The following is a 13,149-nucleotide window of genomic DNA, read 5'->3' as shown; positions in this document are numbered from 1 at the left end:
ACCCATCAATATAAGTAACTCCGTAATAGGCTAATAAATTACCACTTTGTAAGTTTCGAGAAAGTTTCCTGAATTATTGTTTGCCTTGTAGAGACAACTTTTAAAACAAAACGTCACCAAGACAAAACTTTTAAGGACTATATATGAAACTTTCCAAATTTTTGCTAGCGCTAACAATCGCAGTGAGTTACCAAGCTCAATCAGAAGAAGATAGTGAACTAAAGATTGGCTTAGGTGGCGCGCTTATCACCCAAGATGAAGGGTATAAGGATGTCGGAAACGAAACTCAGTTCGTTCCTGCAATTGCGATTGAATACGGTGACTTCAGGCTACTCGGGCCTTATGCATCCTATACTTTTTATCGTAACGAATCATTTGAGATTTCGGCGATTGGCATGATGCGACTAGATGGTTACGAACAAGATGACAGTGATCTATTTAAGGGCATGGAAGACAGAGACATGAGCTTCGATTTAGGTCTCGAAGCTGAGTTTGACACTGACTTTGGTGAATTTGCGATAAAATACACACAGGATGCAAGCAGCACTCATAAAGGATACGAGGCTACATTAACTTATGGCGTCCCCTTCAGATTCAATAAGGGTCAAATCAAGCCTTACATTGCAGCCAATTTTGCAAGTAAGGACCTAACTGATTATTACTATGGTGTAAAACAGTCAGAGGCTACTGCCAACCGCTCATTTTACGAAGTTGACAGCGCTACCAACCTAGAAATCGGGATCAACAGTGATTGGTTTTTCGGACAAAATCATATGATTAAAGCTGATGTTAGCTACATGTCATTTGATACAACAATCAAGGACTCCCCACTTATCGATAAATCTGGCACATTCCAACTGCTGTTGGGGTATGTCTATGTATTTTAAGCCTACTTTGTCGAAATATGGCCCAGCCTTTTTCTGCGCGTTATTAGCTGTAACAGGGTGTAGTCAAGCCCCACAAGCAACTAATGAGGATGAATCTAGCCCTTCTGTTCAGCCAACGGTCAGCGCAATACAAGTGCCATCACCAAGCAAAGTGTTTTATGGAAAAGTGCAAAGTAATAGGGGGTACGACATGGCGCTATTCAATAGCGGTCGCGTCGAACGGATTGCTGTAAAGGAGGGTCAACTTGTCAATCAAGGAGACCTCATCGCACGGCTATACTCTCCTAAATTAAGTACTCAAGTTCTAGAGAAAAAGGCAACCTTAAGCGCTGCGCAGGCAGCCTCCGAAGAGGCAATAAGCGAGTACCAAAGAGTTACAGACTTGCGAGCAAAAGGTTTGTCCTCTGAAGCACAGCTTGAATACGCACAAAAAACAGCACAAGTGGCACAGGAAAAGGTTCGACAAATGAAGGCACAGTTAACGGAGGCTAATAATCTACTCGATGATATATCTATTTACGCGCCTCACGACGGCGTTGTAGCAGCACTGTATGCCAGAGAAGGACAATTTGTATCTTCGTCGGTACCTATTGTGCGGGTTGAAGAAACAGGGGTATTCAAAATTGAATTTTTAATACCTGAACGAGATGCCATGACACTTTTAGCCGGCGTAGAAGTACCGATCCACATAGGTGCACTTAATAAAAGTATAGCTGCGACAGTTGCTGAAAAAGCGATCCCAAGTAAGCTGGGTCCTTCTTTGTTCAAAATTACAGTTCATATTGCAGAGACTACGCCCGAGCTATTAGGTCTAACAGCCCAATTAAAAATCAATGCTACAGACAATGTCATATACAGCGTTCACTCTAGCGCTGTTCGGTTTGGTCCGCATGGCAATAGCTACATGCTAGATAAATCCCACGCTTTCTATAAAGTTCAAGTGCAAGGTAGCAGAGGCGACAATTTACTAGTCTCTGCTCAGGTTAGCTTAGATGAGATTCAATTTGACACCACACCAGAGACAAAAATAAATCGCAACCTGATGGCAGTACTGGAGGTGGAAGGTGAGTGATAGCGTTAAACATTACTGGTATCAAAACCCACGCCTCATCGTGGGTATAGTCTTTATCCTTGCACTGGTTGGGTTTGCGGGTTGGTTCAGTGCAAGCGAGCAAGAAGACCCTCAATTTCCCTACCGTAACGGTTTTGTCTCACTCACAGCGCCCAATATGACCATTGCACAACTTAGAGATGCCGCTGTTGTGCCTTTGGAGCGTACCTTGAGCAATATTGATGAAGTGAGCACCTATCAGTCTCGTATTAAAAACGGTAACGCGGTGATTAACATCGAGCTACACGAACATATTTATGACACCGATACGGTATGGGAGCGAATAAAAGACGATATAACAAGTAAACAAAGTGACATGCTAGGCATTTCTGCCAACATTGTGGACAGAGCACAGGATACGCAAGGCATCGTAATCGCTATCACACAACCAAGTGATATATTGGCAAAGAGGGCATTAGCCATTGAGCTTAGAACCGAATTGGAGCAACTTTCAACTATTCGTAGTGTAAATCTCGTTGGCGATCCCCATGAGCAGATCGTAATTGATTACACCCTAAAGGCTATGCAAGAGTTTGGTGTAACGCCAGAACAAATTGCCCAAAGGCTTTCAAGCACTTCTGGGCGTGGAGCGAGTTTCCAAGCTGGTGGAATAACAACCAACACCAACCCTTTGGGAAGACTTCAATCAATCGATGATATCAAGAATAGTCAAGTGTCCCTTGATAATGCAAATCCAGTATCTCTTTCGACCATCGCTGATATTTATTATCGCCCAAACCCAATAGCACCAGAGCAGTTTATGGTTAATGGGCAACGAGTGGTCGGTTTAGCAATTTCGCTTCCTGCAAATACTGTTAGAGTTACAGAAGTGGGAGATGCAATCAGGCAAGTCGTAGAAGAATTCAATCTGAGGTTTGCCAATAACCCCGCAAAAATCGTTTTGTTTCAACCTAAATGGACAAAAAAACGGAAATCTGACTTGCTCAACTCCTTGGCAACTGGATGCATTGCCGTAGCTGTTATCTTAATTTTACTGATGTCTGTCAGAACAGCTATTGTCGTGGTTGTCACAATTCCTGCAATCGCATTGTCTGCCCTTGGTTTTTTTACCGCAGCTGGTGGTGTTTTACATCAAATGACAATAGCAGGATTGGTAATTTCTCTGGGTCTTATGGTGGACAACAGCATCGTTATGGCAGAAAAGATCTTACAGCTAATGGATAAAGGGAAAAGCCATTTAGAAGCCAGTAAGCTAGCTGTAAAGGACCTTTACAAACCTTTAGCAACCGCGACAATTACTACCATTGCAGCTTTTCTTCCCATGTTGCTGGCAAAAGGTAGCGTCGCCGACTTTATATCAACGATCCCAATCCTAGTTATTCTTTGTATCAGTTTAAGTTATCTTATAGCACTTTCATTCGTACCAGTTATGGCAAACTGTCTATTTCAGAGTCGCCATGAGTCAGCAAAAAGGCAAAGTCAGTTTTCCGTCATCGGAAATCGCATTGCGCAATTTTCCTTAGCAAACCCCAAAACTGTCATCATTGTCATGCTAGGCGTTCTGATTTTGATCCCTTTATTACCATCCGCGACCGGCGAGTTTTTTCCAAAAACAAATCGAAACCAAGGCTATGTTGATATTCAACTGCCGCTGGGAAGCGATATAACCAAGACGGCAAACCTTGCGCAGCAAATAAGCCAATATATTCAAACACTCGATTTCGTAACCCAAACGCTCACTTTTAGCGGCTCATCAGGCCCACGCTTTTATTACAACCTTGTTCAACAACCTGGAGAAAGCCATATTGCTAGGGTCGTTTTTGAGGTCACAGAGGAAACTATTGTTGGAGAAGTAGTAGAGCAGTTCAATACTTTGTTGCCCCAAGCTTTCGACGGCGCTTTGATACTTGCCAGAGAATTTGGCCAAGGGCCGCCAATCGAAAGTCCCATCGAGATAAGGCTTATAAGCAATCAAACAGAAGCAAACCTCAAAGCTGCCGAAAACGTATTTATGTTGTTAAACGAACAAACTGACACCGCACATGTTCGAAGAGACTACAGCTACGGCGTAGTGCAATTGAGCATGCTGATTGAACAGCAATCGTTGAAACAGGTGGGGCTAAACGAGAGTGCATTAGCCGATTATCTTGCATGGCAAGGAACAGGGCTACACCTTAGCGACTTAACTTTTAAAACAGAACCCATAACATTACTGCTGCAAGATACCAGCTCAAATCAAACTGTAGAGCGCATTATGTCGACACAAGTCGTTGACCATAAGAATCAATTTTTACCTATTTCAGCGTTTGTAAACGCGCAACTGGTCGGTGAAAAGGCCGTTGAAACACGTCGAAATGGCCGCGAAGAGCTTCGGATACTATCTGACGTTACATCAGGCACTGATGAGAGCATATTACTTGAATCACTCCAGCCAGCATTACTTGCCATTGCTAAAAAGCATGGCGTCACTTTGCAGTTTGGCGGAGAGCTAGAAGAATCTCAAGAGGCAAATAGCGCGTTATTACTAGCGCTACCCGCTGGAATAATACTGCTGTTCATTGCCCTTATTCTGCAATTTAATTCATACAAATTAACTGTATTGGTTATGATGACTATTCCTTTTAGTATAGTTGGTGCGCCAATAATGCTGTCCTTAGTAGGAGTTCCTTTTGGTTTTATGTCACTGCTAGGCATACTCGCACTGGTGGGGATTGTGGTAAATACCGCTATATTACTCATAGAAAAATCAATAGAAGGTATAATTGATGGCCACAATAAAGATGCAGCAATAAGGCTTGCAGTTTCAAATCGGCTAAGGGCTATTATGTTGACCACTATAACCACCATTATTGGCATGTTACCTCTCACATCTGGAGAAAGCCCGTTATGGCCTCCACTGGCTTGGACTGTTATAGGTGGATTAATAAGCTCGACATTGATGATGTTGTATATTATGCCAATATTAATGAGTTGGTTAATTGAACCAAATCGGTATAAAAATCGAATAAATGTGAGCTTACAATAAAAAGGATAATCGACCACCATGCGCATTTTAATCACAGAAGATAATCTTCAGCTTGCCGAATTTATTCAACAAGCCTTACTCCAAGACGGACACGCAGCCGACATTGCCAATTGTGCGAAAGAGATGACAAGTCTTTTAGAAGGCTGGCAATATGATGCTTTGGTGTTGGATTTAGGGCTCCCCGATACGGATGGCATTGACGTTATCAGGCATTTGCGAGCACAGCAAAATCCCATCCCAATTCTAATATTGACTGCACGAGGAGGTGTTGAAGATAGGATAAAGGGACTAGACTTAGGTGCTGACGACTATCTCAATAAACCTTTTGCAATTGATGAGCTCAAAGCAAGGCTTCGTGCGATCTTAAGAAGACCAGTTGAATACTCCGGAAATATACTGACCCGAGGAAATATATCGCTAGACAGCAAGGCTAGGCGGGTAATGGTCGATAATAATAATGTCAATATGGGTAAAACAGAGGTCGCTATTTTAGAATATATGATACGCCACGCCAGTTTAACCGTCAGTAAAAATGCCATTTATGACGCTATATATGCACTCGGTTTCGAGGTAACTGACAATGCTATTCAAGTTGCTATGCACCGAATAAGAAAAAAGCTTGAACAAGCAGGTTCTAGTGCAGATATCAAAACGATACGTGGAATAGGGTACATATTGTCATGAATCAAGTTGGTGTTACTAAAAAAGGCTCTTTAGCTCGCAAGCTTTTTATATTGTTCGGGGTAATGGGAGGAGTCGTCTTTGCGTTAATCGGCGCTATTCTGTTCTTATTTTCTATCAACTTTGCGAATATTGCCGTTGAAAAAAGTATGCATGGTATGGCTGAGGATATACCAGATGGCCTGCACTTTGACGCTCAGGGCAGGCTCAATTATTCTTCAAGCAATATCGCGAAAAAGTGGGGCTATGACGCGCTTTTTAACAATTTAGCGTTCAAAGTTATCGATAGAAGTAATAACTCTGTGATTCTAACCTCGAATCCACACTTGGAAACATCCGTTGCCTTATTGGCACTTCCTATGGACCTGCCTGAAGGTTATTCATTCTCAAATGGCATTGATAGATATCGCATGGCGGTATCAGTTCAAGGAAAAGAACTCTACGTCGACCTTGCCAGAGACGACTTAATAGGGGAGTTAGCCAACGAAGCCGTTTTACCAATGCTCGGACAAGTACTAACACTGACCATGGTTGCCGCATTTCTAATTTTTATATGCGTTGGATATGTCTCAATAAAAGCAATTGTTAAGCCCGTCAACAAGGTAGCCGAGGAACTAGATGGTATTGAACCTGCGCAACTTGATCGCAGACTCGACCACAAGGGGGTTCCTAGTGAAATGCTGCCCCTTGTAAACGCACTAAATGACACCATGGACAGGGTTGAAAAAGGCTTCAAAGAACAAAAGCGCTTTGTTGCAAACGCAGCACACGAACTAAAAACCCCATTAGCAGTACTGAGAACGCGCCTTGAGCTTGCTAACGTACCTGATAAAATTGCATGCGAGCTAATGAGCGACATTTCTTATATGACACGCGTAGTAGAGCAGTTACTTGATTTGTCGCGAGCACAAAACCAAAACAGTTACCTCCACAAACCTGTCAATATTACTGATGTTGCTAAAGATGTTTGTATGCTGCTAGGCCCTTTGACAGTGACCCATAAAAAAGAACTCGCCTTGGAAGAAATCGACGAAAACCCATCGGTGATAGGAGATCAAGCAGCATTAATCATCATGTTGAAGAACTTACTTGAAAACGCCTTAAAACATGCCCAAGACGGTGCTCAAATTATCGTAGAAGTGGCTAACGGTCGTATTTCCGTTAAAGATTCAGGACCGGGGATCAAAGAAGAAGATAGAGCTAAACTATTTGAGCGTTTTTGGCGTAAGGAGCAGTCTACATTAACGGGAAGCGGATTAGGTTTAGCCATAGTCCATGAAGTCGTTTCGGCCCACAATGCTAAGATAGATGTTATATGTAACAATGAGTTAGGTGGGGCTACCTTTCAAGTCTATTTTCATGATAGGGTTGTACCTAATTCATCATCATAGCGCTAAAGGAGTTTAGCTATGCACATAAGAGCATTTCAAAAAAGTGATCTCAACACCGTTTCTCAGCTTGTTTCTGAAGTTTCTAAGTGCGACATATTGCCGCACTTTTGCGAGCAAGGTCAAACGGAGTTTATTAACAGAGTCATTCCCGATCTTGAAGCAACATTGAATCAATCAATTTTTAATACATTTATTGCCATTCACGAAGACAGAGTGGTCGGTTTTGCAGCAATCAGAGAAAGGAACTACATCACTCATTTGTTCGTTGATAAGGGACAACAGGGAAGTGGTATTGGTAAAGTACTATTAGATAAGCTACTCAGCTACGCCAAGGGTAAGCAAGTATCACTAAGATCATCACTCAATGCTCGCAGCTTCTATGAAAAGCAGGGATTTACCGAAACTGAGCCAGAGGGACAATTCAATGGCATTCGCTTTGTTCCGATGTCGATAACTATTAACCAAGCTTAGATACATTGCATTTTTAAAGCGGCCATTGAAAAATGCGTCGCATTTTGCACAACCCAGCCACTTTAAAATTTTTTCAGCATAAGAAACAGCAAGTTAAAGTTGGCTTGTTTTTTGTTTACTAACCTTAAACAGCAGACAAAGGTTAGTAAAATGAAGCATATTGGAATATACACGACATCTAAGCAGCCAAACGCAGTGGCGATGATCTTAAATGAAGCCAACGCGCTTGCTGAAATAGGTCATCGCGTTACAGTCTTGACACCTGTTAGGTATAAAAATATTCGCAACCTTCACAAATCTGTCTCGATAACGTATGTGGCAAAGGCGAGTCTATTGTCAACAACGCCTTTTTTTGCAAGCTTCTCAGATTTAGGCACCTGTTATTCTATGTGGAAACAACTGAAATGCCAAAATTTTTATAGTTTTGTTTCAAAAGGTTTAATGCTCGCAGAAAAACTAAAACAACTCGATATTCAACATTTACATTGTATATTTAATCAGCACGATTATTACGTTAGTTTATTAGGTAGCAAATGCGCCGATGCGTCACTTTCAAGTTTTTGGGATGTCTCTTCGTATGGCAGAATAGAGAAACATACACAAAAGCTCGTAGAGCAATGTGACTTACCCCTGGTAGAGCTAGAATGCCAACGACTCGCTGCTGACGAGCAAACATTAGTACTAAATAGGGGGCTAGATCTCTCTAAGTACAAGCCATACGAAAGGAACAAGACAGCTCTGCATCTGGTATTTATTGGCAACATTGTCGATGAGTCGGGGCTAAAGGTAATACTCAGCGCATTCGCTGATTTACCGTCACGATTAGATGTAAAGCTAGATATAATTGGGGAAGGACCGATTAAAAAGGCTTTAGTCAGTGACTTGATCCGAAAAAGGCTCAATCGTAAAGTCCACTTTCTTGGCAACAAGTCTCGAAAATGGATCCTTAAGAAACTACCTCAGTATAGTGCTATTGTTTCGCCTTACTGCTCAAACGGCAGTATCGCGCAAGTTGATAATATCACCTATATAAAAGAAGCGATGGCCAGTGGATTGCCTGTACTAACATCTAATATCGCGGCATGTAAGGAAATTACCAGCTCTAATACTGGAATGAAATGCCCCCCAAATAGCATTACTGCAATGAGTAACATGTTAACTGCTTTTATGCAGTTAAGTACCTATCATCGACATTTACTTGGTCAAAATGCACGTAAATATGCAGAAGAGAATTTCAATGTAAAGCACCAATCTAGAGCGCTTTCACGATGGATCCAAGCGCTGTGATTACAACAAATTCGCATCAAATATTGTTTTTATGTTCTATACCTATAAGACAAGGAGCACTTTAGGCTGCTTCAGAAATAAATAAAGTTCAATACAAGGAACATTGCATTGTCAGACTCAATATATAGAGCATTGCAAGGGTTAAGCCGACGCGAGACTATTTTGTGTAAGCAAGGGGGAAGTCTCCCCAAGCACATAGAAATCAAACTGTACATTGGCTATCTTTCTCTCATATTAGCTGCCATCTTGGTTGCATTTGTGTGGCAGATCAGTCAGCTTGAAATATATAAATACACTTCACTAATTCTCCTTTTAACGGGTTATTTTGGTATTGTTGCTCACCCTGCGTTACTATTTATTTTGAAAAAAGACGAGATAAAATCCCATTTCAAAAACCCATTTAATCTAATTTATGCAAACGCCCAAAATACCGAAGAGTTCGACAAAAAATATGTTGATTTCCTGAGCACCAGAAGCAAACACCACTTAGAACTTGTGCTGCTGGAGGTACAAGCACAGAAACACTTATTTGAACAAAAAACCGCGTTACTTGTAGGTTCAATCGAACGAATAGGGTTTGCACCTGGCATTCTAGCACTCCTGATCTCTTTGGATAAACTCAGTGAAATTGAGCTTGATTGGGTTTTATCGATAGCGTACGTTATTCCAATCATTTACTTTTTTGGTGCATTTAGCCGCTTGTTAACGTCAAAAGTATCACGCCACATTTCAATAATCGAGATGGCCATCCAAAGAAAAAAAGCGGCTAACACTAACGACGAGTAACCTGTACCACGCGATAATAATTGAAAAGTACTCGCCCGATGGCAAACTTTGCGGTATAACTCATTGCGCTAATTAAAAAAAGCATTAAAATATTTGCACTACAAACAATACATAGCATAATTTAGTCAAGGACTTAGAAATAGTGACTGAAGTGAAGCGTATATCAACTTATTTGCTATTCGGTTTATCCTTAATAAGCACAAATGCAGTAGCTCAATATACATTTGCCTTAATAGGCAAAACGCAAAATGATAGCTTTTATCAGCAAGCGTTTGCAGGCTGTAAGGACTTTGCACGCCAACAAAGCGATTTGACTTGTCTATATGATGGCGCAGATGATTATCAAGATGTCCGTACACAAGTACTTATTGTAAAAGAATACGTCGAAAAAGGTGTCGATGGTATCTTAGTATCTACAACTGATTCTAAGTACTTGGTTTCGGGGGCACTAAAAGAGGCCAAGCAAAAAGGTATCCCAGTAATTACCTTTGATTCTGATTTACTGAGCGATCAACATGCTTATAGATTGGCCTATGTTGGAACTAATAATTTTGATTTTGGTGTTGCGTTAGGACAGGCCGCCAAAAAATACAAAAAGCAATCCCCTCAACCTGTGTGCATTCAATCAGGACACTACACTACCCCAAATTTAAATGAAAGAATTCGGGGAGTAAGGTATGCACTATCCGGCACAGCAGATAAAAAGCTGACGGGGAAGTCGGGTTGGATAGAGCATGAAAGGTGCCCACTTTATACCATGGGTAAACGGGATGAAGCCTTGAGCCAACTGCTTGCCATACTGAGCACTGATACGCCACCAATCTTTATAGCTGTCGCCGGGTTCGCGCAGTTTAACGACAATTACGTCAGTGCATTACAACCCTTTAAACAACAATTGCTACAGCAAGCTGTCACTGTTATTTCCGCAGATACCGAAGAAATTCAAGTCAAAGCGCTAGGGCTCGGGCTTTCCACAATTAACATAGGTCAAAAGCCATATCATATGGGATTACAAAGCGCTGAACTGCTTTATAATTATGTTAAATTTAATAAAAAACCACCTCAAAGCGCATACTACTTAGATTTCCACTATTGCAATAAAAATAATGCAATGACATGTACTAACAATAGATGAATGGCTCACAATCCAGTGAGCATACCCTTAATACTTAACCGCAGTGACGCTTAGCGCATTTGAAGACTTTAAACTTGGTAGTTCAAACAGCGTATGCATCATATCTAATCCATTGTTATGGTAAGTATCATCTGCCGTGGAAGACATGCTCTCTCTATAATGGTAACTAATAATATCTGAAAACTGATTTGAAATTGAGATATCAAAAAATTGATACCCTAATTGGCAACTCATCCAATGTAAATACTCTGCAGATGTACAACTATTCAAGAGCTGACTAGTAGAGTGGGGCATATCAATAAATAAACGACTCGCATTTGTCTGGAGCACCGCATTTTTTATGTCTTGGATAAGTAGCAAAGGCAACAAATCAGTAAATGGGTTGCAAGGCCCAAAAATGATTAGATCAGCATCTTCAATAACCGCGATAGCATCAAGCGATGTATCAACATCTTTTGATAAAAATACTTCTTTGGGAAGTGCATTAAGGTTATTAATATTTTTCGCACCGACAACGGTCTCACCACCATACGTAATCGCAATTAAATCCGTCGCATAATCCGACATTGGCAAGACGCTATTAGTGCTGTTGTTTATGGATTGATTAAACACAGTGAGGGCTTCCGTTGGTGTATGACACATCAATGAAAGCAATTCTAAATTGGCCACATGGTGAGTCTTATTCTGTCGTTTTGACGTACTCAAAGCCAAACTCATACTTTGCAAAATTTCCAATTGTGAATATGAGAGTAACGCGCACTTATTATCAATATCAAAACTTGCCTCAGGTGTGGCGCAAATTGCACTCAGGTTTTGACAAAGTGGCTTTAAAGACTTCATTAAATCGAGCATGTCTTGCCCAGCACCAAAAAACACTACATTCATACCATCTCCTCCAAATTGTTTTTCAGAAGACGTTTTGCACGAAACGAGCCAACCGATAAGCCTTTGAAATTTAATATTTAACTTTCATGGTTAAGGTCATAAATTGCAGTTTGCGATGCAACATAAAAATGGATTTTTTAAACTAAAAATAACAGCCTTAAACAGGTAAGATTAGAGATAAAAAAAGGGCCTGCAGGCCCTTTTTTTAAAGCACCATTGCCGCTATCCAGCCAAATATAAGCAGCGGGATATTGAAATGGATAAATGTAGGTACGACTGAATCCCATATATGATCATGTTGACCATCGGTATTTAAACCGGAAGTTGGACCAAGTGTTGAGTCTGACGCCGGCGACCCTGCATCACCAAGTGCACCAGCGGTTCCAACTAAGGCAACAGTAGCCATCGCAGAGAAACCAACTTCAAGGGATAGGGGAACGAACAGCGTTGCGATAATAGGCACGGTTGAAAATGAGCTACCGATACCCATAGTGATAAGTAAACCGACCAGTAAGATCACCGCTGCGGCAACAGGCTTACTATCGCCAATAAGATCAGCGCACGTTGCCACCAACGAAGCCACATCACCGGTTTCTTTCATTACCGCCGCAAAACCCTGAGCAGATATCATGATGAAACCTATCATGGCCATCATTGCCACACCTTTTGTGAAAATATCCGAGTTTTGTTCCCATTTAATCAAACCAAATAGAGCGAACATCATCACACCTACAAGTCCGCCTAAAATCATTGAGCCACTAACATTTTGCGCCAGTAAAGAACAAAACACAGCTATACCACCAGCTATCAATACTTTTCTTTGGTCTTCTACTACCAAATCGCTTTGTCCAGATGTCATCTCATTAGATTGGTACTCTCTGGATTTTCTATAACTGATAAAGACGGCAACTAATAACCCAATTAACATACCAATCGCGGGGATCACCATCGCATAAGGTACATCGGTATTTATAACTTCAAGACCATTATCTGTAAGGTTTTTGTGTAAAATTGAATATAAATAGATACCACCAAATCCGTAAGGTAGTACCATATAGGAAGTAGCCAAACCAAATGTGAGCACACAGGCTATAGCACGTCTATCCATTTTTAATTTATTGAAAATAACAATGAGCGGAGGAATAAGGATTGGAATAAATGCGATATGTACAGGCACTAAATTTTGAGACGCTATCGCACAACACATAATCACTGCAAGAATAAGCATACTTAAATACGAAGCCGAGTCTTTGTTTTTACTATTGACTAGCCCTAATAATTTGTTAGCTAAAATAAGTGTTAATCCTGACTTGGAAATTGCAACCGCAAACGCCCCCAGCATGGCGTAGCTTAGCGCAATTTCAGCGCCACCGGACAGGCCATCATTAAACGCATTGAGCGTTTTTTCTAACCCCAACCCCGCTGTTAACCCTGCGACAAGAGCGCTAATCGTCATTGCTACAATCACGTTAACCCGAAATAAAGAGAGGCCCAACATCAAAATGACCCCGATGAGTACTGCGTTCATA

Annotated in this window: 11 protein-coding genes; 9 read left to right on the top strand and 2 right to left on the bottom strand. The window is 41.2% G+C overall.

Annotated features, from left to right (window positions below; genetic code table 11):
- Positions 1–143: 143 nt before the first annotated feature.
- From N483_RS00170 to N483_RS00130, 9 genes are all read left to right on the top strand, one after another.
- Positions 144–887 (top strand): MipA/OmpV family protein, encoded by a 744-nt coding sequence (locus N483_RS00170; protein ID WP_023399153.1) that lies wholly within the window; start codon positions 144–146, stop codon positions 885–887.
- Complete coding sequence (locus N483_RS00165) at positions 877–1,959, top strand: efflux RND transporter periplasmic adaptor subunit (protein ID WP_023399152.1); 1,083 nt, start codon at positions 877–879, stop codon at positions 1,957–1,959. Before N483_RS00170 ends, N483_RS00165 begins: the two co-directional genes overlap by 11 nt.
- Complete coding sequence (locus tag N483_RS00160) at positions 1,952–4,984, top strand: efflux RND transporter permease subunit (RefSeq protein WP_023399151.1); 3,033 nt, start codon at positions 1,952–1,954, stop codon at positions 4,982–4,984. The genes N483_RS00165 and N483_RS00160 overlap by 8 nt, the downstream gene beginning before the upstream one ends.
- An 18-nt stretch (positions 4,985–5,002) precedes the next feature.
- A complete protein-coding gene (locus N483_RS00155; protein WP_023399150.1) occupies positions 5,003–5,668 on the top strand; it encodes a response regulator transcription factor in 666 nt (221 codons plus the stop codon).
- Complete coding sequence (locus tag N483_RS00150; protein ID WP_023399149.1) at positions 5,665–7,056, top strand: sensor histidine kinase; 1,392 nt, start codon at positions 5,665–5,667, stop codon at positions 7,054–7,056. Before N483_RS00155 ends, N483_RS00150 begins: the two co-directional genes overlap by 4 nt.
- Before the next feature lie 18 nt (positions 7,057–7,074).
- Positions 7,075–7,527 carry a GNAT family N-acetyltransferase gene (locus tag N483_RS00145; RefSeq protein WP_023399148.1) on the top strand — a complete coding sequence of 151 codons (453 nt, stop codon included), beginning with the start codon at positions 7,075–7,077 and terminating at the stop codon, positions 7,525–7,527.
- Positions 7,528–7,677: 150 nt separating this feature from the next.
- On the top strand, positions 7,678–8,814 hold the full coding sequence (locus N483_RS00140; RefSeq protein WP_023399147.1) for a glycosyltransferase family 4 protein: 1,137 nt from the start codon (positions 7,678–7,680) through the stop codon (positions 8,812–8,814).
- Between the two features lie 108 nt (positions 8,815–8,922).
- On the top strand, positions 8,923–9,600 hold the full coding sequence (locus N483_RS00135; RefSeq protein ID WP_023399146.1) for a hypothetical protein: 678 nt from the start codon (positions 8,923–8,925) through the stop codon (positions 9,598–9,600).
- Between the two features lie 142 nt (positions 9,601–9,742).
- Positions 9,743–10,735, top strand: coding sequence for a substrate-binding domain-containing protein (locus tag N483_RS00130; RefSeq protein ID WP_231105416.1), 993 nt, complete (start codon positions 9,743–9,745; stop codon positions 10,733–10,735).
- A 27-nt stretch (positions 10,736–10,762) separates the two neighbouring features.
- Here N483_RS00130 and N483_RS00125 read toward each other — a convergent pair whose 3' ends face one another.
- Complete coding sequence (locus tag N483_RS00125; protein WP_023399144.1) at positions 10,763–11,620, bottom strand: 2-phospho-L-lactate transferase CofD family protein; 858 nt, start codon at positions 11,618–11,620, stop codon at positions 10,763–10,765.
- A gap of 205 nt (positions 11,621–11,825) precedes the next feature.
- On the bottom strand, positions 11,826–13,148 hold the full coding sequence (locus tag N483_RS00120) for a Na+/H+ antiporter family protein (RefSeq protein ID WP_023399143.1): 1,323 nt from the start codon (positions 13,146–13,148) through the stop codon (positions 11,826–11,828).
- Position 13,149 lies beyond the last annotated feature (1 nt).

Origin of the sequence: Pseudoalteromonas luteoviolacea NCIMB 1944, from assembly GCF_001625565.1 — a bacterium.
In the GTDB taxonomy this organism is placed as follows: Bacteria; Pseudomonadota; Gammaproteobacteria; order Enterobacterales; family Alteromonadaceae; genus Pseudoalteromonas; species Pseudoalteromonas luteoviolacea_F.
This window is presented reverse-complemented; position numbering and strand designations above follow the sequence as displayed.

Bases quoted from the DNA above. Each gene is read 5' to 3' on its own strand.
- N483_RS00170 (WP_023399153.1), top strand. From the start codon at position 144: ATGAAACTTTCCAAATTTTTGCTAGCGCTAACAATCGCAGTGAGTTAC.
- N483_RS00165 (WP_023399152.1), top strand. From the start codon at position 877: ATGTATTTTAAGCCTACTTTGTCGAAATATGGCCCAGCCTTTTTCTGC.
- N483_RS00155 (WP_023399150.1), top strand. From the start codon at position 5,003: ATGCGCATTTTAATCACAGAAGATAATCTTCAGCTTGCCGAATTTATT.
- N483_RS00150 (WP_023399149.1), top strand. From the start codon at position 5,665: ATGAATCAAGTTGGTGTTACTAAAAAAGGCTCTTTAGCTCGCAAGCTT.
- N483_RS00145 (WP_023399148.1), top strand. From the start codon at position 7,075: ATGCACATAAGAGCATTTCAAAAAAGTGATCTCAACACCGTTTCTCAG.
- N483_RS00140 (WP_023399147.1), top strand. From the start codon at position 7,678: ATGAAGCATATTGGAATATACACGACATCTAAGCAGCCAAACGCAGTG.
- N483_RS00125 (WP_023399144.1), bottom strand. From the start codon at position 11,620: ATGAATGTAGTGTTTTTTGGTGCTGGGCAAGACATGCTCGATTTAATG.
- N483_RS00120 (WP_023399143.1), bottom strand. From the start codon at position 13,148: ATGAACGCAGTACTCATCGGGGTCATTTTGATGTTGGGCCTCTCTTTA.